Origin of the sequence: Halopseudomonas sp. MFKK-1 (assembly GCF_027474385.1) — a bacterium.
GTDB classification, from domain to species: domain Bacteria; phylum Pseudomonadota; class Gammaproteobacteria; order Pseudomonadales; family Pseudomonadaceae; genus Halopseudomonas; species Halopseudomonas aestusnigri.
In genome coordinates, this window is the sequence record NZ_CP114836.1 from 1549660 (window position 1) to 1573545 (window position 23886).

The 23886-nt window shown below is 60.9% G+C and carries 22 protein-coding genes, 1 pseudogene and 1 riboswitch; of the genes and pseudogenes, 11 read left to right on the forward strand and 12 right to left on the reverse strand.

Annotated elements, in window-relative coordinates:
• Positions 1–71 precede the first annotated feature (71 nt).
• The 4 genes from O5O48_RS07225 to O5O48_RS07240 all read right to left on the reverse strand — a co-directional run bounded on the left by O5O48_RS07225 (position 72) and on the right by O5O48_RS07240 (position 5407).
• Positions 72–1925: a TonB-dependent receptor domain-containing protein gene (locus tag O5O48_RS07225; protein WP_269688516.1), complete on the reverse strand. Its 1854-nt coding sequence runs from the start codon at positions 1923–1925 to the stop codon at positions 72–74.
• Positions 1926–2051: 126 nt separating this feature from the next.
• Positions 2052–2255: riboswitch (cobalamin riboswitch) on the reverse strand.
• A 53-nt stretch (positions 2256–2308) separates the two neighbouring features.
• Entirely contained in the window at positions 2309–4189 is a 1881-nt protein-coding gene (gene dxs / locus O5O48_RS07230; protein WP_269688517.1) for a 1-deoxy-D-xylulose-5-phosphate synthase, read from the reverse strand.
• Between the two features lie 94 nt (positions 4190–4283).
• Positions 4284–5171: a polyprenyl synthetase family protein gene (locus O5O48_RS07235; RefSeq protein WP_228246436.1), complete on the reverse strand. Its 888-nt coding sequence runs from the start codon at positions 5169–5171 to the stop codon at positions 4284–4286.
• Entirely contained in the window at positions 5168–5407 is a 240-nt protein-coding gene (locus O5O48_RS07240; protein WP_088277467.1) for an exodeoxyribonuclease VII small subunit, read from the reverse strand. The genes O5O48_RS07235 and O5O48_RS07240 overlap by 4 nt, the downstream gene beginning before the upstream one ends.
• Before the next feature lie 201 nt (positions 5408–5608).
• Between O5O48_RS07240 and O5O48_RS07245 the strand changes: the two genes are divergently transcribed.
• The 3 genes and pseudogenes from O5O48_RS07245 to O5O48_RS07255 form a co-directional block, all read left to right on the forward strand.
• Complete coding sequence (locus tag O5O48_RS07245; protein WP_233048464.1) at positions 5609–5914, forward strand: hypothetical protein; 306 nt, start codon at positions 5609–5611, stop codon at positions 5912–5914.
• Between the two features lie 192 nt (positions 5915–6106).
• Positions 6107–8293 carry an EAL domain-containing protein gene (locus O5O48_RS07250; protein ID WP_233048463.1) on the forward strand — a complete coding sequence of 729 codons (2187 nt, stop codon included), beginning with the start codon at positions 6107–6109 and terminating at the stop codon, positions 8291–8293.
• 27 nt (positions 8294–8320) lie between these two features.
• Positions 8321–9718: pseudogene (locus O5O48_RS07255) on the forward strand (methyl-accepting chemotaxis protein); the annotation flags it as partial.
• 186 nt (positions 9719–9904) lie between these two features.
• On the opposite strand, the gene O5O48_RS07260 reads toward O5O48_RS07255, so the two are convergent.
• From O5O48_RS07260 to crp, 3 genes are all read right to left on the reverse strand, one after another.
• Positions 9905–10627, reverse strand: coding sequence for a 16S rRNA (uracil(1498)-N(3))-methyltransferase (locus O5O48_RS07260; protein WP_228246440.1), 723 nt, complete (start codon positions 10625–10627; stop codon positions 9905–9907).
• 4 nt (positions 10628–10631) lie between these two features.
• On the reverse strand, positions 10632–11984 hold the full coding sequence (locus tag O5O48_RS07265; protein WP_269688518.1) for an adenosylmethionine--8-amino-7-oxononanoate transaminase: 1353 nt from the start codon (positions 11982–11984) through the stop codon (positions 10632–10634).
• A 124-nt stretch (positions 11985–12108) separates the two neighbouring features.
• The gene (crp, locus tag O5O48_RS07270; protein ID WP_088277477.1) at positions 12109–12753 is read right to left on the reverse strand and encodes a cAMP-activated global transcriptional regulator CRP; all 645 of its coding nucleotides are present in this window, start codon (positions 12751–12753) and stop codon (positions 12109–12111) included.
• Between the two features lie 180 nt (positions 12754–12933).
• Between crp and O5O48_RS07275 the strand changes: the two genes are divergently transcribed.
• Positions 12934–13356, forward strand: a complete 423-nt coding sequence (locus O5O48_RS07275; RefSeq protein ID WP_083728081.1) for an OsmC family protein — start codon at positions 12934–12936, stop codon at positions 13354–13356.
• Between the two features lie 146 nt (positions 13357–13502).
• Entirely contained in the window at positions 13503–13778 is a 276-nt protein-coding gene (locus O5O48_RS07280) for a DUF1145 domain-containing protein (RefSeq protein WP_233048461.1), read from the forward strand.
• On the opposite strand, the gene coq7 is transcribed toward O5O48_RS07280, so the two are convergent.
• Together coq7 and O5O48_RS07290 are read right to left on the reverse strand one after the other, a co-directional pair.
• The gene (gene coq7, locus O5O48_RS07285; protein WP_088277481.1) at positions 13766–14413 is read right to left on the reverse strand and encodes a 2-polyprenyl-3-methyl-6-methoxy-1,4-benzoquinone monooxygenase; all 648 of its coding nucleotides are present in this window, start codon (positions 14411–14413) and stop codon (positions 13766–13768) included. The two genes, O5O48_RS07280 and coq7, sit on opposite strands and share 13 nt — an antisense overlap.
• A 22-nt stretch (positions 14414–14435) precedes the next feature.
• Positions 14436–14774: a histidine triad nucleotide-binding protein gene (locus O5O48_RS07290; protein ID WP_233048460.1), complete on the reverse strand. Its 339-nt coding sequence runs from the start codon at positions 14772–14774 to the stop codon at positions 14436–14438.
• A 126-nt stretch (positions 14775–14900) separates the two neighbouring features.
• Here O5O48_RS07290 and O5O48_RS07295 point away from each other — a divergent pair, with 126 nt between their 5' ends.
• Positions 14901–16382: an AAA family ATPase gene (locus O5O48_RS07295; protein ID WP_269688519.1), complete on the forward strand. Its 1482-nt coding sequence runs from the start codon at positions 14901–14903 to the stop codon at positions 16380–16382.
• Here the strand turns inward: O5O48_RS07295 and hemJ are convergent.
• Positions 16379–16771 (reverse strand): protoporphyrinogen oxidase HemJ, encoded by a 393-nt coding sequence (gene hemJ, locus O5O48_RS07300; RefSeq protein ID WP_269688678.1) that lies wholly within the window; start codon positions 16769–16771, stop codon positions 16379–16381. The two genes, O5O48_RS07295 and hemJ, sit on opposite strands and share 4 nt — an antisense overlap.
• A gap of 174 nt (positions 16772–16945) precedes the next feature.
• Here hemJ and argC point away from each other — a divergent pair, with 174 nt between their 5' ends.
• The 4 genes from argC (at position 16946) to erpA (ending at position 19590) form a co-directional block, all read left to right on the forward strand.
• The gene (gene argC / locus O5O48_RS07305) at positions 16946–17980 is read left to right on the forward strand and encodes an N-acetyl-gamma-glutamyl-phosphate reductase (RefSeq protein WP_269688520.1); all 1035 of its coding nucleotides are present in this window, start codon (positions 16946–16948) and stop codon (positions 17978–17980) included.
• 47 nt (positions 17981–18027) lie between these two features.
• Entirely contained in the window at positions 18028–18750 is a 723-nt protein-coding gene (locus tag O5O48_RS07310; protein ID WP_269688521.1) for a DUF6776 family protein, read from the forward strand.
• Positions 18750–19172, forward strand: a complete 423-nt coding sequence (locus tag O5O48_RS07315; protein WP_228246448.1) for a bactofilin family protein — start codon at positions 18750–18752, stop codon at positions 19170–19172. Before O5O48_RS07310 ends, O5O48_RS07315 begins: the two co-directional genes overlap by 1 nt.
• Positions 19173–19239: 67 nt before the next feature.
• Entirely contained in the window at positions 19240–19590 is a 351-nt protein-coding gene (gene erpA / locus O5O48_RS07320) for an iron-sulfur cluster insertion protein ErpA (RefSeq protein ID WP_228246449.1), read from the forward strand.
• Position 19591: 1 nt separating this feature from the next.
• Here erpA and O5O48_RS07325 read toward each other — a convergent pair whose 3' ends face one another.
• Both O5O48_RS07325 and O5O48_RS07330 read right to left on the reverse strand, forming a co-directional pair.
• Positions 19592–20692: an anhydro-N-acetylmuramic acid kinase gene (locus tag O5O48_RS07325; protein ID WP_269688522.1), complete on the reverse strand. Its 1101-nt coding sequence runs from the start codon at positions 20690–20692 to the stop codon at positions 19592–19594.
• The gene (locus O5O48_RS07330) at positions 20692–22116 is read right to left on the reverse strand and encodes a peptidoglycan DD-metalloendopeptidase family protein (protein ID WP_228246451.1); all 1425 of its coding nucleotides are present in this window, start codon (positions 22114–22116) and stop codon (positions 20692–20694) included. The genes O5O48_RS07325 and O5O48_RS07330 overlap by 1 nt, the downstream gene beginning before the upstream one ends.
• A 242-nt stretch (positions 22117–22358) precedes the next feature.
• On the opposite strand from O5O48_RS07330, the gene tyrS reads away from it, so the two are divergent.
• Entirely contained in the window at positions 22359–23558 is a 1200-nt protein-coding gene (tyrS, locus tag O5O48_RS07335) for a tyrosine--tRNA ligase (RefSeq protein ID WP_228246452.1), read from the forward strand.
• The last annotated feature ends 328 nt before the right edge of the window (positions 23559–23886 follow it).

Below are 23886 nucleotides of genomic sequence, written 5' to 3' on the forward strand. Positions count from 1 at the left end.
CGGATGCCGGAACCAAAACAACCCCCGCACGGGGCGGGGGTTATTGGCACGGCGCTGACTGTGGGTGGTGCTTACAGCTGTGGGGTCCAGGTCACGCTCAGCAATGCCGCGCGGCCTTGTTCTTTGTAGCTGTAGTCGATAGACGGAGCGGGCCAAGGGCCGGTGGCCCGCTGATAGGTGCCAAGATGGTAGTCGCGGTCGAGCACGTTGCTGACTTTCAAGTCCAGACGGGTTGAGGCGGTCGCCTGCCAGTTGGCGCGCAGGTCGAGAGTGCCGTATCCAGCCAAGGTGCTGCTGTTGGCGGCATTGGCAAAGCGCTCGCTGAACAGCGCCCAGGTTGCGCCCACGCCGAAGTCACCAAACTGACGATCCAGGTCGCTGGTCAGAGTACGTTTTGCACGCAATTGCAGGGTTTTGCCGGTCTGACGGTCACGCGGGTCGATAAAGCTGACGCTGGTGCGCGAGGCCCAACCCATGACGTCGGTGCTCATGGCCAGTTCCAGACCGTTGATGCGCGCTTCGTCTACGTTGTTCATCTGGAACGTGCTGGAGTCCCAGACAATCAGGTCCTTGACGTCGGTGCGATACAGAGAGGCTTCCCACTGGCTGTCCAGCAGGTCTGCACGCCATTGCAGCTCGAAGGTTCGGGAACGTTCGGGGTCCAGATCTGGGTTAGCACCCCAGCCCGGCGGTGCGTAGAGGTTGTTGAACGTGGGAGCGCGGAATGCGGTGGCATAGCTGACAATCCATTGTTGGCTATCTCCGCTGGGGATGGCCAGTGCGGCGTTCCAGGTATCGTGCTCACCAAAATGCTGGTTGTCGTCGTGGCGTACGCCCAGCTCGGTGCTGATGCGCTCGCCGGTCCAGCTGTGCTGAGCGAACAGACCTGTATTCTCACGACGGTCCTTGGTGTAGCCACTGGTGGCGTCCAGTTTGTCGCGTTGCCAGTCTGCCCCAACGTTGAGCTGCTGGTCTGCAGACAGTTCGATGTAGTTCAACCAACTGGCGGAGTGGCGCTCGGTGGTGATCTGGCCGTCATTAAAGCGAGAGCCGACGGTTTTATTGCGGTCTTCGCTGCTGCCCAACTCCAGGCGACTGCGCCAGTTGCTGCTCAACTGGCCTTGCAGGTAGCCAGCATAGCCGCGTACGCGGAACTGGTTTTCCGGGTTGGCCGGGTTGAACTCATAAGCATCGTCAAATTCGCTTTTGCCACTCTGGTCGTTGACGCTGAGACCGGCACTCCAATCTTCGTTGAAGGTGTGGTCAAAGCGAGCGAAGTAGCTCTTGGTACGTTGGCCGTCGTTGTCACGGTCGTTGCCAAGGTTATCTTCTGTGAGGTCAAAGCCTTCTGTTTCATTCAGGGTTGCGCCCAGGATGAAACGGCTGTTGTCGTTACCACCGCTGATATCAACGCTGCGCTCGAAGGTGTGGTTGCTGCCGACGCCCAGTCGAATGGTAGGCTGCAGGCCTGCTTGGCCCTGCCGGGTGAAAATCTGGATTACGCCGCCGATGGCGTCGGCACCATAGACAGCTGAGCGTGGGCCACGTACGACTTCGACGCGTTCAATATTGTCGATATTCAGATAGTCCAGACGTGCGCCGCCGTAGGTCGCCGATGCGATGCGCTGGCCGTCTACCAGCACCAGGGTTTGCGCGGTGTTGCTGCCACGGACGAAGTACGAGAGTACGCCACCGTTGCTGTTCAGCTGAACGCCCGGGACGCGGCGTAGCAACTCCGGCACGCTGCGCGCCTGCAGACGTTCGATGTCGTCACGGTCGAAGACGGTGTTGGCTGCCAGGGCGGCGTCACGCGGTTGCTCCACGCGCGACGCGGTGATGATGGTTGCAGGCAGGTTGAATGCATCGTTGGCCTGGGCGACAGCGCAGGCCAGCAGGCCGGGGATGATCAGCAGTGACTTGTACATAGATTCCTCAAAAGTTCGGCTTTTGAGGAGGGCGGGAAGTCAGGAGGCAGGCCACCGCGCGGCGGCTGCACGCTGACCGGTGACGCCCTCCGCGACACCTCAGCAGACAGTCGCACGGCATTGCCGTGGCTGTACTCGCGCTGGGCCGGTCTCCGGACTTGGAATCAACACATCATCGCCTTCCCATGCAGAGCACAGTGGCATTTTCGATGATGCTGGCAGGGCTGGCCTGCGATTCCTTACCGTTGCGGGGGCAGTGTCGGATTCTCACCGACTTCCCGTTTCACCCGGACTGCACTGCAGGCCGGACACCCAGGCGACTGGAAGTGGGGCGGACTCTAGGCTTTTCGGCGGGGTGGGTCAAGCCTGCCAGAGGCAGGCTCTTACAAACGGTCGAGGCGGGCGCGAATGGCCGCTTCGATACCGGCAGCGTCCAGACCGCACTCAGCCAGCATTTCAGCGGGCTTGGCGTGTTCGACGTAGATATCGGGCAGGCCGAGGTTGAGCACCGGCAGGCTGATACCCTGGGCCAGCAGCCATTCGTTGACCGCGCTGCCGGCGCCGCCCATGACGGCGTTCTCCTCGACGGTCACCAGCAGCTCATGGCTGTCGCTCAGCTCCGCAATCAACTGGGTGTCCAGTGGCTTGACGAAGCGCATGTTGGCAACGGTCGCATTCAGTGCCTCGGCAGCCTTGCTGGCCTGCTGGTGCAGGGTGCCGAAGCAGAGGATGGCAACCTTTTCGCCCCGGCGGGTAAGTAGGCCCTTGCCGATCGGCAGCGGCTCCAGCGCCGGATCGATGGGCACGCCCGGGCCGGTACCACGCGGATAGCGCACAGCCGCCGGGCCTTCGTGCAGGTAGCCGGTGGTCAGCATCTGGCGGGTCTCGTTCTCGTCGGCCGGCGCCATGATCAGCATGTTCGGCAGGCAGCGCAGGTACGACAGGTCGAAGCTGCCGGCGTGGGTCGGGCCGTCCTCGCCAACCAGACCGGCGCGGTCGATGGCAAACAGCACGTCCAGATTCTGCACCGCAACGTCGTGGATCAACTGATCGTAGCCGCGCTGCAGGAAGGTCGAGTAGATGGCAACCACCGGCTTGGCGCCTTCACAGGCCATGCCCGCAGCGAGGGTGACGGCATGCTGCTCTGCGATGGCGACGTCGAAGTAGCGCTTGGGGAAGCGCTCGGAGAAGGCAATCAGGTCCGAGCCTTCCTTCATTGCCGGAGTAATGCCGATCAGGCGCTCGTCCTGCTCGGCCATGTCGCACAGCCACTGGCCAAAGATGTTCGAGAATTTCGGTTTGCTGGCGCCGTTGCTCGGGGCCTTGGGCTCCAGCTTGGTGATGGCGTGGTAGCCGATCGGGTCGGCCTCGGCGGGGGAAAACCCCTTGCCCTTCTGGGTGATCACGTGGAGGAACTGCGGGCCCTTGAGCTCGCGCATGTTCTTCAGGGTGCGTACCAGCGTAGGCAGGTCGTGCCCGTCGATCGGGCCGATGTAGTTCCAGCCCAGCTCCTCGAACAGGGTGCCCGGCACCAGCATGCCCTTGGCGTGTTCTTCGGTCTTGCGTGCCAGCTCCCAGGCCGGCGGAATCTTGGACAGGACCTTCTTGCTGCCCTCGCGCATGTGCGAGTAGGTGCGACTGGACAGGATCTTGGCCAGGTAGTTGGACAGGCCACCGACATTGCGCGAGATCGACATGTCGTTGTCGTTCAGCACAACCAGCATGTTGGCTTCGACTTCCGAGGCGTGGTTGAGCGCTTCAAAGGCCATGCCCGCGGTCAGCGCGCCGTCGCCGATCACGGCAACGGTGCGGCGATCCAGGCCCTGCAGGCCGGCAGCGATGGCCATGCCCAGGCCGGCGCTGATCGAGGTGCTGGAATGGCCGACGCCAAAGGTGTCGTAGGGGCTTTCGCTGCGCCGCGGGAAGGCGGCCAGGCCGTTCTTCTGGCGCAGGCTGGCCATCTGTTCGCGGCGGCCGGTGAGAATCTTGTGCGGGTAGGCCTGATGGCCAACGTCCCACAGCAGGCGGTCGTCCGGCGTGTGATAGACGTAGTGCAGGGCGATGGTCAGTTCGATGACGCCCAGCCCCGCGCCGAAATGCCCGCCGGTCTGGCCGACACTCCAGAGCAGAAATGCCCGCAGCTCATCGGCCAGCTCGGGTAGTTGGCTTTCGTCAAGCGCACGCAGCGACTCGGTATCGTCGATACGGTCCAGCAGCGGCGTGCTGGGGCGATGGAGCGGGATTTCGTGGAAAGTGCTGGGCATCAAACAAGGCTCTGGGTGCCAACGTCGGTGGCGGGAAAACAAGGGCGCAGTTTAACCGATGCAGGCCGATAGCCCAACTGCACGCAGGGCTATCTCAGAAGCGGCGCTGAACGGTGTAGTCAGCCAGCTGGCGCAAGCGCTCTGCTGCGGGGCCGAAGCCTGCGACTGCGCTGAGCGCCTGGTCGCGCAGCTCGGCAGCCAGACGGTGGGCACCGTCCAGCCCGAGCAGTGCCGGGTAGGTCGGCTTGTCGCGGGCCAGGTCGGCGCCCTGCTGTTTGCCGAGCACGCTGGTATCGCTTTCGATATCGAGAATGTCGTCCTGCACCTGGAACGCCAGGCCGACGTGATCGGCGTAGCTGCCAAGGGCTGCCAACTGCTCGTTATCTAGACGCTCGCTGGCCAGTGCGCCCAGTTGCACGCTGGCGCGAATCAGGGCGCCGGTCTTGTGCCGATGCATGGTTTCCAGGGTGGTCTGGTCGAGTTTCTCGCCGACCGCACCAAGATCAATCGCCTGTCCGCCGACCATGCCCTGCGGTCCGGCGGCGTGGCCCAGCAGGCTGACCATCTGCAGACGGGTATCCGGGCGGCAGTCCGGCGCGCTGGCGAGCAGTTCGAAGGCCAGCGCCTGCAAGCCGTCACCGGCGAGGATCGCGGTCGCCTCGTCGAAGGCGCGGTGGCAGGTAGGCTGGCCGCGGCGCAGGTCATCGTTGTCCATGGCCGGCAGGTCGTCGTGAATCAGCGAGTAGGCATGGATCAGCTCCACCGCTGCTGCCGCGTGATCTGCCCGGGCCAACTCGCCACCGGCAGCCTCGCAGCTGGCATAGGCCAGTAGCGGGCGCATGCGCTTGCCACCGATGACCACGCTGTAGCGCATGGCACTGTAGAGTCGATCAAGACGGGGTTGCGGGGTATGCAGCTGATTGCTCAGGAAGGCGTTGATGCGTTGCTGACACTGCTCAAGATACTGACCGAATGGGCTCATTCGCTGGCGCCGTCAAAGGGTTCTGTCTTCAGCTCTCCATTGCTTTCGATCAGTTGCTGGACCTTCTGTTCCGCCTGGGCGAGCGCCTGCTGGCATTCGCGGGTCAGGGCGACGCCTTGCTCGAAGGCACTCAATGACTCTTCCAGACTGAGGTCAGCGCTTTCCAGCCGCTCGACCAGTGCCTGCAGCGAGCCCAGTGACTGCTCGAAGTCTGCGGCGGTTTTCTTCCGGGCCATGCGTTACCTCATCCGGGATGGTTCAAACGGCTGAACATTACCCAAGGGGGCGGGGGCGGTCAATCGGCGTGTGAGTAATGGCGGAAGCGTGACGGCATTGATTCAGATCAGCAAAGGCGGCGATTTTTTGACTCTTGTGGTGTCTTTGGTGCAGCGCTTGATTACAATTTGACATCAAACTCATCATTTATCTGATCTGCCATGACCGACGAATCGAAGGTGGTTGTTGCTGCATCTTCGGCGCAGCGTGACCCGATTATCAAGGCGCTTAAGCAGGCCGGGCTTGACTGTGAGCTGATCTGTCAGCCACAGGATTGCAGTGACGCGCCATTGTGCCGCTGGCTCGCTCCCGAGCAGCTGAACGAGCGCAGCCGCGTGCGTTTTGCCCTGGAGGATGCCATCGACACCCTGGAGCAGACGCGCCATGCCTTCCGTTCGCGGCAGCTGGCGGGGTTGCGTCATCGCCTGGAAGGGCTATTGCAAAGCTTGTCAGAGGATGATCTCTAGGGTAGCGTGTTTCCTGACCAACGAGACGGCTTTGCCGGTCAGGACGCAAGGGCCTGAAAGACAAGGCGCTGTACTCCCGAGCTTTTACAGCTCGGGAGTACAGCGCCTTTTTTGTTGCCCGCGCAAAACCGAATAACAACAGTCGGCAGCCCTATGGAGCGCTGCCTTTTTACCGCCATGGACGTGATAACCGTGCTTAAACCGGTATTCGACAAACTGGGGCTTGATGCCAGCGGCCTGCAACAGCGTTTGCATTTTCTCGACTGGAGCAACGCGGATGGGGAGCGTTTACGCCGTATCGCCAGTTTCGGTGAGCAGGCCAGCCACGAATTTGTTGAGGCGCTGTACGAGCGTTTGAAGCAGTATCCTGAAACACAGGGGATTCTGCGTGGCGAGGGGCTGGTCGATCGCCTCAAGCATAGTCAGCGGGGCTATTACAGTCGCCTGTTCTGTGGCGAGATTGACCAGCGCTATCTGGAAGAGCGTGTGCGGATCGGGCACATACACGAACAGGTCGGCGTTGAACTGAAGTGGTATCTGGGTGCGTATCGGATGTACCTGAGTCGCATGCTCGGTAACTGGTTCGACGACCTCAGTGTCGAGCAGCGGTCAAGGCTGGCTGATTTCGACAGTCTGCTGAAGATTGTCTTTTTTGACATGAGCCTGGCCGCTGACGCCTACATCGATGCCGAGCATCGTGCCCTGGAAGCCAGCGAAGCCCGGTATGCCCATGCCTTGCGCGGCGCCAACGATGGCATCTGGGACTGGGATCTGCAGCAGGATCAGCTCTATGTCTCCGAGCGCTGGGCCAGCATGCTTGGCTTGACCCAGGCCCAGGTCGGACAGCGCTCCATGCACTGGTTCGAGCGCGTTCACCCGGACGATCAGGCCGGCTTGCAGGCTGCTATCCAGCAGCATTTGCAGGGCGGCTCGCCGTGGATTCGACATGAATACCGCCTGCGTCGCAGTGACGGCAGCTACCTGTGGGTGCTGACCCGGGGCGTGGTTGAGGTCGACTTGTCCGGGCGCCGGCGGCTGGCCGGTTCGCAGACCGATATCAGCGAGCGCCAGCGCTTTCAGCGCGAACTGGAGCATGCCGCCCGGCATGACCCGTTGACCGGACTGATCAATCGCCACCAACTCAATATCCAGTTGCAGCGCACGGCCTCACAACTGAGCCGGCCCGGCGCGCGCCATGCGGCCTTGCTGTTCATCGATCTGGATCGTTTCAAACTGATCAATGACAGCCTCGGGCATGCCGCCGGTGATCGGGTTCTGCTGCTGGTTGCCGAGCGGCTGCGCAGCTGCCTGCGGCCCGGGGACCAACTGGCCCGTTTCGGCGGCGATGAGTTTGTCATGTTGCTGGATGATCTGGCCTGCGCCGAGGATGCAGAAACGGTCGCAACCCGGGCACTTGCCGCGTTGCGCGAACCGCTGTGTTTCGGCGAGCGTTGCCTGGTGGTCAGCGCCAGTATTGGTGTTGCGCCGCTGCTGCCCGGGCAGGGGCTGGAGGATGCCCTGCAGGCCGCCGACCTGGCGCTTTACAGCGCCAAGGAGTCGGGTAAGGCGCGCTTCGAGCGATTCGATCAGTCGATGCAGCAGCGGGCACGTCAGCGCCTCAAGCTGGAAAGCAACGTGCTGCAGGCGCTGCAGCGTGACGAGTTTACTCTGCATTACCAGCCGATTTTCGATCTGAACGCCCCAAACCAGCCGCCGGTGGCGGTCGAAGTGTTGTTGCGCTGGTCCCATGACGGTGAATCGGTCTCACCTGCCGCCTTTATTCCGGTGCTCGAGGAGTCGGGGGAGATTGTCTCGGTCGGCTACTGGGTGTTGGAGCAGGCGTGCAGACAGGCTCAACGCTGGCAGCAAGAAGGAGCGGGGCCATTGCATTGCTCGGTCAACCTGTCGGGTCGGCAGCTGCAGGAAGCGGACTTCGTCCAGCGCCTGCGTGAGATCCTCCAGGTCACGGGTTATGCGGCCGACAGTCTGGTACTGGAGATTACCGAAAGCCTGCTGATCGATCACGATCCACGGGTGCTGGCCAGCCTGCGCGAGCTTGCCGATATGGGCGTGCGTATTGCCCTGGATGACTTCGGGACCGGCTACTGCTCGCTTGGTTACCTCAATCGTTTTCCGCTTCACATCATCAAGCTGGACCGCAGCTTTCTGCACGAGACCCACGAAAACACCCGGCAATTCACTATCTGCAGGGCGATCATCGCGCTCAGCCGCAGTCTTGGATTGGCGGTGGTTGCCGAGGGTATTGAGCACCTCAGCCAGGTTGATCTGATGCTGCAGGAAGGGTGCACCCTGGGGCAGGGTTTCAAGCTGGGCTTTCCCATGTGTGCCGATGACCTGAGAGGTCTGCTTTTTCCCTGATGTTCACCACTGCGCCGCGAGGGGTATATGAAGGTAAATTTACCGATCACCGACAGCGAGGTCTGTTTGCAGGATGGCGATAACCTGCTGACAACGACAGACCTCAAGGGTGCCGTCACCTACGCCAACGCAACATTCGAGCGCATTAGCGGCTATTCGCAAGCCGAGCTCGTGGGGCGAAACCACAACATCATCCGTCATCCGCATATGCCGCCCGAGGCATTCAAACAGCTGTGGGACTGCCTGAAGGCAGGTAAAAGCTGGATGGGGCTGGTAAAAAATCGCTGTAAAAATGGTGATTACTACTGGGTCAGTGCCTATGTGACACCGGTGCGTGAGAACGGCCGGGTGGTGGAGTATCAATCGGTTCGCACGCGTGCGTCGGATGAGCGAGTAGCCGCTGCCGAGCGCTGTTATGCCGCTTTACTGCAGGGCACGGTGCCGCGTGCGTTGCGGCGTCCGGCGCTTTCACTGTTTGCCCGATTGGCATTGGGCAGTGCCGCAATGCTCTGTGCGGCGGGTGTCATCCTGGCCTCATCTGGCGCGTCTCTGCCGGAACTGGCGCTGACCCTGTCCGGCGGCTATGCGCTGTTGTTGACCGGCCTCTGGCACCAGTTGGGGCCGCTGCGTGCGCTGACACGTCGGGCACGGGCGATCGCTGACAACCCCCTGGGTCAGCTGCTTTATACCGGGCGCCGGGACGAGCTGGGTCAGATTGCCTTTGCCTTTGACATGCAGGAGGCAGAGGCCTCTGCGCTGGTTGGGCGCATGAGCGATGCGGCGCAGCGACTGGCCCAGCAAAGCCGGGATATGGTCGGCGCGGTGAAACGCAGCAGTCAGGCCAGCAGCGAGTTGCAGGCGGAGACTGAGCAGGTTGCTGCCGCGGTCGAGCAGATGGCGGTCAGTGTTCAGGAGGTGGCACGTAACGCCCAGCAGGCGGCCGAGGATGCCAGAGGGGTAGAGCGCAGTGCCAGCGATGGTCATCGGGTAGCCAGCTCCACCAGTGAACGAATGGCCATGCTGACCGCCTCGATTACCGAATCCGGCGATCGGCTGAAGGCGCTGGCCAGCCAGAGCGAACAGATCTCGGCCGTGCTGGAGGTCATCAACGGTATTGCCGAGCAAACCAACCTGCTGGCGCTGAACGCGGCAATCGAGGCGGCGCGGGCCGGTGAGCAGGGGCGCGGGTTTGCAGTGGTCGCCGATGAGGTGCGTGCGCTGGCGGCGCGTACCCAGCAATCGACCGCCACCATTAGGCAGTCGATTGAGGGGTTGCAGCAGGGTAGTCAGGCCGCGGTCAGTGCAATGCAGGAGAGTCTGCAGCAGGTTGATCTGTGCGCCGCGGGTGTCAGTGATGCCACCGAGGCGCTGGATGGCATCGACGGGCTGGTCAGCGGTATCAGTCAGGCCAGCGCTCAGATTGCCGCGGCGGTGGAGCAGCAAAGCAGTGTCAGTGACGAAATCAGCCGCAGTTTGCAGCGTATCCGGCTAGGCAGCGTGACCAACCTGGAGGCAATGGCCGAAAACGACGAGCATGCTGCCGAGCTGATGACGCTGGTGCAGCGACTGGAAGGGCTGGCCGGCGAGTTCTGGCAGGCGCACCGCGCCCGCTCAGACATCTCCCCAGAGGTGCTGAAGCATGGTCAGCGCAACCACCGGCGCGGTCTCGGTGCGCAGCACCCGCGGGCCGAAACGGGCAGCGTGGAACCCCGCCTGCTCAGCCTGCGCGATCTCGCCAGCGCTGAGACCGCCCTCCGGGCCGATCAGCAGGGCGGCTGACTCTGGCGCCGGCAGGCTTTGCAGGTCCTGCTCGGTGCGGTGGTGCAGGACCAGCCTGACGTCGACCTGCAGCGCGGACAGCCAGTCATGCAATGCCATTGGCGGATGGATCACTGGAACGCTGCTGCGGCCGCACTGCTCGCAGGCACTGACGGCGATCTGCTGCCAATGAGCCTGGCGCTTGTCGGCGCGCTCGCCCTGCAGCTTGACTTCGCAGCGCTCGGTAAACAGCGGAGTGATTTCGCTGACGCCCAGCTCGACCGCCTTCTGAATGGCCCAGTCCATGCGCTCGCCACGGGACAACGCTTGCCCGAGGTGGGTGTGCAGCGGCGACTCGGGTGTACCGGCCACCGGTTGCTGCAGGGTTATGGTCACGTCGCGCTTGCTCACCGCGCTGACTTCGCCCGGCCATTCCTGACCGCTGCCGTTGAAGATCTGCACGGGCGCGCCGGGCGCCAGACGCAGCACCCGGCCGATATAGTGGGCAACGTCGCCGTCGAGAATGACCTCGCCTGCGGCCAGCGGGCGATCCAGATAAAAGCGGGATACGCGCATGGGATCAGTCCCGGGTGGCCAGCTGGATACCTTCCCAGGCGACACTGGCAAGGTGGTCGATCTGGTCCGGCGTGATCACATAGGGCGGCATGAAGTACACCACGCTGCCGAGCGGGCGCAGCATCGCCTGGTTCTTCAGCGCATGCTGATAGACGCGGATGCCGCGGCGCTCCTGCCAGGGGTAGGCTTCGCGGGTTGCCTTGTCCTTGACCATCTCGATGGCCAGCACCATGCCGGTCTGGCGGACTTCGGCTACGTGCGGATGGTCGACGAAGTGGGCGGTGGCCTTGGCCATGTGCGCCGACAGCGCCTTGTTGGTCTCGATCACGTTACCCTGTTCGAGCAGGTCCAGCGTCGCCAGCGCCGCAGCGCAGGCCAGCGGGTTGCCGGTATAACTGTGCGAGTGCAGGAAGGCGCGCATGCTCTCGTAGTCGTCGTAGAACGCCTGATAGATGGTGTCGTTGGTCATGCACACGGCCATTGGCAGATAGCCGCCGGTCAGCGCCTTGGACAGGCAGAGAAAGTCCGGGGCGATATCGGCCTGTTCACAGGCGAACAGGCTTCCGGTGCGGCCGAAGCCGACTGCGATTTCGTCGTGGATCAGGTGCACGCCGTAGCGGTCGCAGGCCTCGCGCAGCAGCTTGAGGTAGACCGGGTGATACATGCGCATGCCGCCGGCGCACTGGATCAGCGGCTCGACAATGACCGCGGCAATCTCTTCGTGCTGCTCGGCCAGGGTCTGTTCCATGTGCGTGAACATCTGCCGGCTGTGCTCTTCCCAGCTGACGCCTTCGGCGCGGTAGTAGCAGTCGGGTGAGGGCACGGTAATCACGTCCATCAGCAGCGGCTGATAGGTTTCCTTGTACAGCGCAACATCACCCACCGCCAACGCCGCCAGGGTTTCGCCATGGTAGCTGTTGGTGAGGGTGACGAAGCGCTTCTTCTGCGGTTTGCCGATGTTGAGCCAGTAGTGAAAGCTCATTTTCAGCGCCACTTCGATGCAGGAGGAACCGTTGTCGGCATAGAAACAGCGGGTCAGCGGATCTGGCGTCATTTTTACCAGCCGCTCGGACAGTTCGATCACCGGGGTGTGGCTGAACCCGGCGAGAATCACGTGCTCAAGCGAGTCGAGCTGATCCTTTACGCGCTGGTTGATATAAGGGTTGGCGTGACCAAAGATGTTGACCCACCACGAGCTGACGGCATCCATGTAGCGGTTGCCTTCGAAATCATGCAGCCAGATGCTTTCGCCCCGTTGAATCGGGATGACCGGCATGTGCTCGTGGTCTTTCATCTGGGTGCAGGGATGCCAGAGCACCGAAATGTCGCGTTGCATCCACTCGTTGTTCAAGCCCATGTTCACCTCGTGTTGGAATAGCCTGGTGAGCGATTGTACATGAGCAAGGGGCGAGGTGCAGGAGCGGCCGGGAGCAGACTGCCCGGCCCATCGCGGGGTGTTTGAGGTTGGCTGCAGGCGCTGCTCAGCGGGTGCCGAACACCACCATCGTCTTGCCTTTGACGTCGATCAGCCCTTGCTCTTCAAGGCTTTTGAGAACGCGCCCGACCATTTCCCGGGAGCAGCCGACGATACGGCCGATTTCCTGGCGGGTAATCTTGATCTGCATGCCGTCGGGATGAGTCATGGCATCGGGCTGCTTGCACAGCTCAAGCAGGGTGCCGGCGACCCGTCCGGTGACGTCGAGAAACGCCAGGTCACCAACCTTGCGCGTGGTTTTGCGCAGGCGCTCGGCCATCTGTCGGCCGACGGCGTAGAGCAGCTCGGGGTCGCGCTGGGTCAGTTCACGGAACTTGCTGTAGCTGATTTCCGCTACTTCACATTCGGTCTTGGCGCGAACCCAGGCACTGCGGTCATGCTGGGCCGGTGACAGGTCGAACAGGCCCATTTCACCGAAGAAATCACCCTGGTTCAGGTAGGCAATAATCATTTCACGGCCATGTTCGTCTTCGATCAGGATCGTGACCGACCCTTTGACGATATAGAACAGACTGTCCGACTGGTCGCCCGCATGAATCAGCGTGCTGCGGGCGGCGAACCTCCTGCGATGGCAGTGGGCGAGAAAAGCATCCAGATTTTTTATTTTAGTAGTCAGGTTGATTGAAACCATTAAAAGCGTGTCCTGGCCGTAGTCGCGCGTACCGAAGATGCGTGGCATCCGTGTCAGCCTCAGCGTGAGACTGAAACGGATTATGTCCAGTTTTTATCCGTATGACCAGTGCGGACATATGCCGCAGGTTGCTGTGGTATTCTCCCGGCCCTGTGAGCGATTTTCCTGCGGGAGTCTGTGATGAAAGCAACGATCAAGTGGGTTGACGGGGTCATGTTTCTGGGTGAGTCCGGCAGCGGCCACACGGTGGTAATGGACGGTCCGCCGGAGGCGGGTGGGCGCAATATGGGTATCCGCCCGATGGAGACCGTGCTGGTAGGGCTGGGCGGTTGCGCCAGCTTCGATGTGGTCAGCATTCTCAAAAAGGCCCGTCAGGATATTCGGGATGTGCACACCGAACTGGCGGCCGAACGCGCTGATGTCGAGCCCAAGGTATTTACCAAGATTCACCTGCACTTCGTTGTGACCGGCAAGAACCTGAAGGAAGCGCACGTCAAACGCGCGGTTGAGCTGTCTGCCGAGAAGTACTGTTCGGCGTCGATCCTGATGGGCCGCGCCGGTGTGGAAGTGACCCATGATTACGAGATCGTCGAAATCGACTGATTTTTCTGCAGCGGGCGCAGCATTCTGCGCGCCCGCACTTGCGGTTCGTGGCGCCTGCGGTCACTCCGTTGGCTAGCCCGGCCCTTTCATGCAAGCGTCCGTGAGTTACCATCGGGCTCCCCAATAACAACAATCAGGGAGTAGTCATGCGTACATTCATGTTGGCAGGCAAGCTGCTGATGCTGGTCTTCTGGCTGACCGTTATCCTCAGTCTGTTCAATCTGGTTCCGGTACCCAACCCACAGCGCCTGCAGATGATCGCGTTGATCGTGCTGGGTGTGCACGTGCTGGAGTGCCTGTTGATGTTCGGCAAGCTGAAGAAAGTTGGCTCTTTGGGCCGGCAGTTGTTGCAGGTCATGCTGTTCGGGGTGCTGCATTTGCGTCACCCCGACACCGTCCGGTCGATCAATCAGGCCTTGTAAGTCGCCTTGGTCATGACCTTGGAGAGCAGCACCATGGCTTGCTTGATCGGCTCCGGGAATACCGCGCCGCCGGCTTCCAGCGCCTGCTGGCCATGTTCGATCTCGTCTTCGCGCATCTGCTCCAGGATGGCCCGTGACTTGATGTCTTCCTCCGGCAGCTGGGTCAGGTGATCGTCAAGGTGACGCTCGACCAGCTGTTCGGTGGCGGCAACAAAGCCCAGGCTGATGCGGTCACTGATCAGCCCGGCGGTTGCACCAATCCCGAATGACATCCCGTAAAACAGCGGATTGAAGATGCTGGTGCGGCTGCCCAGCTCCTTCAGGCGTTGTTCGCACCAGGCCAGGTGGTCTATCTCCTCCGCCGCGGCGTGCTCCATCTTCGAGCGCACTTCGGGTAGCTTGGCGGTCAGCGCCTGGCCCTGATACAGCGCCTGCGCGCATACCTCTCCGGTGTGGTTGATGCGCATCAGGCCGGCGATATGCTGGCGCTCGTGATCGTCCATTGGCACGTTAGCCAGATGCTGCGCCGGCGACGGACGCTGGGCCTGTGCTGCGCCAGGAATCAGCGTACGCAGTGACTGGTCTGCCTGATTCAGCAGGCGGTCGAGAAAACTGTAGTGTCGCGTGCTCATGATGGCGTCTCCTGCCCTGCAGCGCCTAGCCCGGAGGCCAGGTCATCTGGCGCTTGCCAAGGACATGCAGGTGAATGTGGTAAACGGTCTGGCCGCCCTGTTCGTTGCAGTTGAACACGGTACGGTAACCTGCCTCGCAACCCAGCTCCTTTGCCAGTTTCTGCGCGGTGTAGACCATATGGCCAACGACGGCGCGATCCTCTTCGGTGACGTCGTCCAGCGTGGCGATATGCTTCTTCGGGATCACCAGAAAGTGCACTGGGGCTTGCGGGTTGATATCGTGAAAGGCGAAGACCTGATCATCTTCGTATATCTTCTTGGACGGAATCTTGCCGTCGATGATCTTGCAGAACAGACAATCCACGCTGTGCTCCTTGGTTGGCTGAGGGTGCGGTCGGTGACCGCTTTACCGGCAGTGTAACGCAGGCAAACGGATTGGCACTATCGGCAAGTGCGTGGCAGGGCTGCGGCGCAGCAGAGGAGGCGTTGATTGAAAAACGATATTCATGACCTGGGGTTGGTGCTGGACTCGCGCGTTCGCCTGATCGTCATCGAGTCCTGGCAGGAGCCGCGGGTACTCGAGACCATCGGCTCGCTGGCTGTTCAACGCGCGCAGACCTGGTACACCTGGAATCATCTGGACGGTTTGAGTCGGCTTGGCTTCGGGGCAGAACCTGATCCCGAGCGCGACACTCGCGATGCCGGGGTTGCCCTGGATGTGGTCAGGGAGGCTGGCGAGAATGCGCTTTATGTCTTCTGCGACCTGCATCCCTTTATGGACTCGCCACGTATTGTGCGTCAGCTGAAGACGCTGGCTATGAACAAGGCGGCGACCGGCCCGACTCTGATTCTTGTCAGCCATGCGGTCAATCTGCCACCCGAGCTCAGGCGTCTTGCCGCGCGTCTGCAGTTGAGCATGCCATCGGAAGAGGAGCTGACCGCCATTGTGCGCGAGGAGGCGATGCGCTGGAGCGAGGCTAACCGGGGGCAGCGGGTGCGAACCGACAATCGCACGCTGCAGCAGGTGGTGCGTAACCTGCGCGGCACCACCCATGAGGAGGCGCGGCGGCTGGCCCGTAACCTGATCATCGACGATGGAGCGATCGACCAGAGCGACCTGCCGAACCTGAACAAGGCCAAGTTCGAGTTGCTGGGCATGGATGGCGTGCTGAGTTACGAGCAGGAAACCGCGCGTTTTGGTGAAGTGGGTGGTTTGCAGAAGCTCAAGGCCTGGCTGGCCGACCGTCACGCAGCCTTCAGCAAGGCGGGGCCGGTTCAGGATATGCCCCGCGGTGTATTGCTGGTGGGGGTGCAGGGGGCGGGCAAGAGCCTCGCGGCCAAGGCGATCGCTGGGCTGTGGGGGCTGCCGCTGCTGCGTCTGGACATGGCGGGGCTGTACAACAAGTACATTGGCGAGACCGAAAAGAACCTGCGAGAAGCCCTGCAACTGGCCGACGCGCTGGAGCCCTGTGTGCTCTGGATTGACGAAATCGAAAAGGGCGTTGCGGCGGATCAGAGCGACAGCGGCGTCTCGCGTCGGATGCTGGGCAGCCTGCTGACCTGGATGGCCGAGCGGCAGTCTAGGGTATTTCTGGTCGCGACAGCGAATGATGTCGCGCAATTGCCCCCTGAGTTGATCCGCAAGGGGCGCGTGGATGAGCTGTTCTTTGTCGACTTGCCGGGTGAGTCGGTACGGGCGGAGATCTTCGGCATTCATCTGGCAAAGCGCGAGTTTGATCCGGGGCAGTTCGACCTGCAGCAGTTGGCTCAGGCCAGTGACGGATTCTCCGGTGCGGAGATTGAACAGGCGGTGGTCTCGGCGGTCTATGCCTGCGCAGCCAGCGGCGAGCCGCTTGGCGGGCGCGACATCCTTGCCGCGATTGCCCGCACCTCACCGCTGTCTGTCGTGATGGCCGAGAAGCTGCAGGCCCTGCGCGCCTGGGCGCAAGGCCGAGCGGTGAAGGCGGACTAGAAGGGTTTGACTACCACCAGAATGACGATGCCTACCAGTGCCAGTACCGGTGCTTCGTTGAACCAGCGGTAGTAGACATGCGAGCGGATATTGGCGTTGTTCGCAAAGCGGGTGCGAATGCGTCCGCATAGGTGATGGTAGATCACTAGCAGTGCGACCAGCGCCAGTTTGGCATGCATCCAGCCTTGGCTGAGCCAGCCGGGGTTGAGATAGAGCATCCAGCCGCCGAGCAGCAGGGTGACGATCATTGAGGGGTTCATGATCCCGCGCAGCAGCTTGCGCTCCATGGTCTTGAAGCGCTCGCGGCTGATCTCGTCTTCGGCCTGGGCGTGATAGACGAACAGGCGAGGCAGGTAAAAGAGGCCGGCGAACCAGGTAATCACGGCCATGATGTGGAAGGCTTTTATCCAGAGGTACACACGAGTCTCCTGTGTCTGGCTGCTGCGCGGGGGCGGCGCTGGTAATTTCTGCCAGCGCTTTTATCATAGGGGACCGCTTTGCGGCCTCTGAGCGCAGGCTTGCCGCAGAGTATCAACAATTCACATGCAATTCAGGACGGAATGATGATCAAAGTAGGCATTGTAGGCGGAACCGGCTACACCGGTGTTGAGTTGCTGCGGCTGCTGGCCCAGCACCCCGAAGCGCATGTCGAGGTCATCACGTCCCGATCAGAGGAAGGCCTCTGTGTTGCCGATATGTATCCCAATTTGCGCGGTCACTATGACTACCTGCGCTTTTCCGTGCCGGATGTCGCCACACTGGGCGCCTGCGATGTAGTGTTCTTTGCTACTCCGCACGGCGTCGCGCACGCGCTGGCCGGCGAGCTGCTGGCTACCGGCGTCAAGGTGATCGACCTGTCGGCAGACTTCCGCCTGCGCGACGCCGACGAGTGGGCGCAGTGGTATCACCAGCCGCACGGCGCTCCCGATTTGTTGCCTGAGGCCGTCTACGGCCTGCCCGAGGTCAATCGTGAGGCGATTCGCGGTGCGCGGCTCATCGCCGTGCCCGGGTGTTATCCGACCGCCACGCAGCTTGGTCTGATTCCCCTGCTGGAGACGGGGCTGGCCGATCCGGCAACGTTGATCGCAGACTGCAAGTCGGGTGTCAGCGGCGCGGGACGTGGCGCGAGCGTCGGCTCCCTGTTATGCGAAGCGGGCGAGAGCATGAAGGCCTACGCGGTTGCGGGTCATCGCCACCTGCCGGAAATTCGCCAGGGGCTGCAACAGGCTGCCGGCGGGCCTGTCGGTCTGACCTTTGTGCCGCACCTGACGCCGATGATTCGCGGCATTCATGCCACCCTGTATGCACGAGTCGCAGATACCAGGGTGGATCTGCAGGCGTTGTTCGAGCAGCGTTATGCCGACGAGCCCTTTGTTGACGTCATGCCTGCAGGCAGTCACCCGGAGACGCGCAGCGTGCGTGGTGCCAACGTTTGTCGCATCGCGGTGCACCGTCCGCAGGGCGGGGATCTGGTCGTGGTGTTGTCCGTGATTGATAACCTGACCAAGGGTGCTTCCGGTCAGGCCGTGCAGAACATGAACATTCTGTTTGGTCTGGACGAGCGCGCCGGGCTGCAGCAGCCCGCGCTGCTGCCCTGATGTTCGGTTCACGGCGCCCCGGCTCTCACTCTTTTCGGGAGCATCATGTGACGCTGCAGCCGCGCGAAAGCCGGATGCAGCGGCGCTGGCGGCGCGCAGTGGTCATCTTGTTGCTGATCTCTGTTCCGGTCAGTGCATGGCAGGGCTGGGAGGCCGCGATGCGGCACCAGCAGCCGCTCGAACTGGAGCGCCTTGCCCTGGTTGAGAGTCAGGCGCAACTCACCAGGGAACTGGAGGAGGCCCGTCAACGTTATCATCAGCTGGAAGTCGATTTGCTGGTGGCGCGTGACGCTGTTGCTGAGGGGCAGCAGATTATTCACGAGCTTGAGGCTCAGCTGTTCAAACAGCAGCAAAGTCTGGCCCAGTACCAGGGCGTGCTGGCGCCAAGTGCGATGGCGCCGGGGCTGCGAATCCAGGCTTTTGAGTTGCAGGCCACAGACTCTCCGGCGGCTTTCCGCTATAAAGTCATGGTCAGCAGGGTGGGGGACGAGAGCGATACGCTGGAGGCCAGTCTGGCAGTCAGTGTCAAAGGGCTGCTCAATGGCAAGACCGATGAGCTGTCTCTGGCAGACCTGTCCCCGTCATTGGGAGATGATCAACTGGCACTGAATTTCCGCTACTTTCAGGTCGTGCCCGCTCGCAGTGAGCAGGCCCTGCTTACCCTTCCGGACGGCTTTGAGCCCCAGCAGGTCAAGCTCGTCGCAACCCGTAACGGAGACACCCTGGTTGAGCAGGTTTTCGATTGGACGGTTACAGGAGCAGAGCACTGATGTGGGGATCCGACAAGCGCAAAAAGGCTGATATCGGCCAGTTTAGTGGCAAGACGACCATCATTGCCCAGCAGGCCCAGATACGTGGCGATATGCGATTTGATGGCGCCTTGCAGATTGATGGTCGGGTTGTCGGCAGTATCGAGGCTGAAGAGGGGCTGGTGCGCATCAGTGAGCACGGCTACGTCGAAGGTGTTATCAAGGCGCCTCATGTGGTCATCAACGGCCAGGTCGTTGGCGATGTGCACGCACTCGAGCACCTGGAGCTGGATGCCAAGGCGCGGATTAGTGGTGATCTTTATTACCGCTATATGGAGATGGTTATGGGGGCGCAGATCAGCGGTCAGCTTAATTATCTCGATGACAGTGCCCAGTCAGCCCAGCTCGACGCGGTCCTGCAGCTCGAATCGGAGAATAGTTGACCAAAAACCTCGGGAAAAAGGATAATGCTCGCCCTGTTGTGCTGCGGCCAAGGTCGCTGGAGGTTGTATGTCTGCTGAAGTCTTTGTCCCTTCACCGCTTATTTTCAGTGATAACGCGGTCAGTAAGGTGCGTTCGCTGATTGAGGAGGAGGGGAACGACAGTTTGAGTCTGCGCGTCTTCGTGACAGGCGGCGGTTGTTCTGGGTTTCAGTACGGCTTTACCTTTGATGACGAATTGGCCGAGGACGATACCGTTGTCGAGCGCGACGGTGTGCGTCTTGTTGTTGATCCGATGAGCTTCCAGTATCTGGTCGGGTCCGAGGTGGATTACCAGGAAGGCCTTGAGGGCTCGCGCTTCGTGATCAACAACCCTAACGCCAGCACGACCTGCGGCTGCGGCTCTTCCTTCTCGATCTGATTCAGGCGGGGTACAGCGCACCTAAAATGCGCTCACCGCCTGCTCCTGTCACGCTCGGCAGATTGCCGCTGAGGCGCTGATCAAAACGCCACGCCAGCCAGGCGAATGCGATCGCTTCCATCCAGTCCGGGCTGACTCCCAGCTCCTCTGTAGACTGAACCGCCTGTGTCGGCAACAAATGCTGCAGCAGTGCCATCAGGTGGCGATTGCGCGCTCCACCGCCACACACAAACAGCTCTTTGGTGTCACTTGCCGCGAGCTCGACGCTGTGAGCGATGGTTGTGGCCGTGAGCATCGCAAGGGTGGCCTGTACGTCTGCGGCCGGTATATCGGGGCTGTGCTTGAGGTGTGCTGCCAGCCAGGCCTCGTGGAAGTACTCGCGCCCCGTGCTTTTCGGGCCGCTGCGCGCGAAGTAGGGGTCTGCGAGCATGCGATTCAGCAAGGCCTGATGGGGGTGCCCCTGTCGCGCCCAGTCGCCGTTGGCGTCGTAAGGCAGCCCAGTATGGCGCTGAGTCCAGTTGTCCATAAGGGCATTTCCCGGGCCGGAGTCAAAGCCTGCAACAGGCTGCCCCGGCCGGAGGACTGTCAGGTTGGCAAACCCGCCGATATTCACCAGGGTGCGGGTTTGTGTTGGACAGCTCAGCAGCCATTGGTGAAATGCCGGTACCAGTGGCGCCCCCTGGCCACCGGCGGCGAGGTCGCGACTGCGAAAGTCGGCTATGACGTCGATACCGGTTAGCTCCGCGAGCAACGACGGTGAGCCGATCTGCAAGCTGAAACCCTGTTCCGGATGATGGCGGACTGTCTGGCCGTGGCTGCCGATAGCGCGCACCTGCTCGGGGGCTGTCTGGCTTTGAGTCAGTAATTGCTGTACACCCTGGGCTGCCAGTCTGGCCCAGGCGTTACCCGCGACGCCGGCCAAATAGAGTTCGTCCCCTCCCGGGCTGCACAGATCCAGCAATTGCTGGCGCAGATCGGCAGGCATCGGTACGCAAAGGGCGTCCAGGCACTCGGCCCGGCGTTCATCGTTGAATCGGCAGAGGGTGATGTCGATACCATCCAGGCTGGTGCCTGACATGATACCGACATACAAGGGGGACATTACTGATCCAGCGCGGCGAGCTGGGTAGCGCGTGACTGGTCCATCGACGCCATCAGTTGCTGGCTGGTGGCGAGGAAGGCGGTGCGCTCACTGCTGGGGATTGGGTCGGAGGCCGGAAGCTGCACGCTAAGCGGGTCAACGTGACGGCCATCAACGCGGAATTCGTAGTGCAGGTGCGGCCCGGTGGCCAGGCCAGTCATGCCTACGTAGCCGATGATCTGCCCCTGGGTGACGTGCGTGCCCGCAGTAACACCCCGTGCGAAGCGGCTCATGTGTCCATACAGTGTCTGGTACTTGCGCCCGTGCTGGATAACGACGGCGTTGCCGTAACCGCCCTTGCGGCCGGCGGAAACAACCCGGCCGTCGCCTGTCGCCTTGATGGGTGTGCCGGTGGCAGCAGCATAATCGACGCCTTTGTGGGCGCGAATGCGATTGAGCACCGGGTGCAGGCGGCCGGGATTGAAGCGGGAGCTGATTCGGGCAAAGTCAACCGGGGTCCGGATGAAAGCCTTGCGCATGCTGGTGCCGTCAGCCCGGTAGTAGCTCGCATAGCCATTGCGATCCGTGTAGCGCACCGCGGTGTAGGTCTTGCCGCGGTTGGTAAAGCGGGCGGCCAGAATGTTTCCCGAACCTACGGTTTTGTCATCGACGTGCTTTTCCTCAAACAGTACTTCGAAGCGATCGCCTTGGCGGATGTCGCGTGCGAAGTCGACGTCATAGCCGAAGATGTTGGCCATCTGCATTGTCAGGTTGTGATTGAGTCCGGCGTGCTGAGCGGCAAGAAACAGAGAGCTGTCGATGGTGGCTTGAACGTAGCGTTCGCGGATTTCAGGCTCGATAACCTGCTTGCTGAACTGGTAGCCGTCTGCCGTTCGATCAATGCGGATGGTTTCCAGGTCGTTCAGTTTGGAGCGCATCGCGGTCAACTGACCTTCCGCGTCGGTCTGATACTCCAGCACCTGGCCCACATTCAGGCGAGTGAAGCGGCGTGCGTCCTGACTGCTGTTGATGACAGCATGCAGAGTGCTGACACCCAAGTTTGCCTGATCAAACAAGGTGGACAGGGTGTCGCCGTTGGCAACGGTAATTTGTTGCCAGGTAGGGCCGACCTCTGCAGCTGCAGTGTCAACCGCAACAAGGGGCTCGTCGTTCGCTGTGGCGGTTGCCTGCCGTGCGATATCCATCGGCTTGGGGATTGTGACTGCTTCGCTGACCAGTGCGTCCAGTTGTTCAGGAGACTGGGAAAGCGACTGGTCGGCATTGGATTCGGGGGCCGGCAACTCGAGCTGGACTAATGTCTTCTTGGCTTCGACGTCGGCGGTAGGGACTACGAGCAGGATGATGCTCAGCGCTGCTGCGATACCGCTGGCTGCCACGAGGTGGCTTTTGGGGTATCGCGGTGACTTTTTATCTTGAGATCCCATAAGCGCTCTTGTGTAGAAGTATTCTAGATAAAGTGGACTAACTTGCTAAATTATAATTGAAAAGCTGCTGTGGCAAGCTTTTGCCTTTCCCGCCTGTCAGATTTATACCGCCAAATTATGTCCGTTTCGTAATGCCTGCTGTCCGCAAGGTGCGCCTGCGCTGCTTGTAATTGATAGGCAATGTTGTATGGTTTGTCCCCCTGAAAACACCACCCACTGACACTCACAGGAAAACTGCAGCTATGAAGCCGGTTGACGAGCAGTTGGCGCTGATCAAGCGCGGCGCCGATGAAATTCTGGTTGAGGGCGAGTTGCGCGCCAAGCTGGAGCGCGGTAAGCCACTGCGAATCAAGGCGGGTTTTGATCCGACCGCACCTGACCTTCACCTCGGTCACACCGTGCTTATCAACAAGCTTCGACAGTTTCAGGATCTCGGTCATCAGGTTTTGTTTCTCATTGGTGACTTCACCGGCATGATCGGCGATCCGACCGGCAAGAACGTCACGCGCCAACCGCTGACTCGTGAACAGGTGGCTGCCAACGCCGAGACCTATAAAGAGCAGGTTTTCAAGATTCTGGATCCTGCCAAGACGGTGGTCATGTTCAATTCGACCTGGATGGACAAGATGACCTCCGCTGACATGATTCAGTTGGCGGGCAAGTACACCGTCGCTCGGATGCTGGAGCGCGATGACTTCGACAAGCGTTACAAGGGTGGTCAGTCGATCGCAATCCATGAGTTCCTGTATCCATTGGTGCAGGGCTACGACTCTGTTGCAATGGAGGCGGATGTCGAGCTGGGTGGTACCGACCAGAAGTTTAATCTGCTGATGGGGCGTGAGCTGCAACGGCAGTATGGGCAGGAGCCTCAGGTCATTCTCACCATGCCGATTCTGGAGGGCTTGGATGGCGTGAAGAAGATGTCCAAGTCGCTGAATAACTATATAGGCATCAGCGACGCGCCTGGTGAGATGTACAACAAGCTGGTTTCAATGCCGGACAGTATTATGTGGCGCTACTTTGAGCTGCTCAGCTTCCGCAGTATGGCGGAGATTGATCAGTTCAAATCGGACGTCGCTGCTGGTGCCAATCCGCGCGACATCAAGATCAAGCTTGCCGAAGAGTTGGTTGCTCGATTTCATGGGGAAGAGGCCGCGGCCAATGCTCACCGCTCAGCAGGCAATCGTCTGAAGGATGGCGAGCTGCCGGCAGATATTCCAGAAGTGGTTATTGAGGCGGAGGCTGACCTGCCGATTTCCGCAGTTATCAATCGGGCCGGTATGGCGAAGAATGCTGCTGCTGCGCGTGATTTGCTTTCTGCCGGCTCGGTGAAGGTTAACGGCGAAGTGGTCGACCACTCCTGTGTGCTTGCGCTGGGTGAAGAGTACGTGTGTCAGGCCGGTAAAAAACGGTTTGCCAAAATTCTTCTGAAAAAGCCTTGACGCCAAATCTGACGGGCCTATAATTCGCCTCCTCGTCGGGCAGGATGCTTCGCTTAAAGCGCTTATTAATCAATAAGTTAGCTTTAAAATGAAGCTTGACAGTCCAGCGAGATGGCGTAGAATGCGCCGCCTCGAAAGGGTTGTTCGAAAGACGCCAGTTCGAGTGAGATGAGAAGTTCTCATCAGGTTGTTTGGAAGGTGTTGACAGCAGGGTTTGATCCTGTAGAATGCGCCTCCCTGACCTGGAAAGCGAAGGCTTTTCCAGGTTGCTCAAGCGGGTTTTGAAGCGGTTAAAAACTTCAAATAAAAGCTTGACAGAACATAAGGT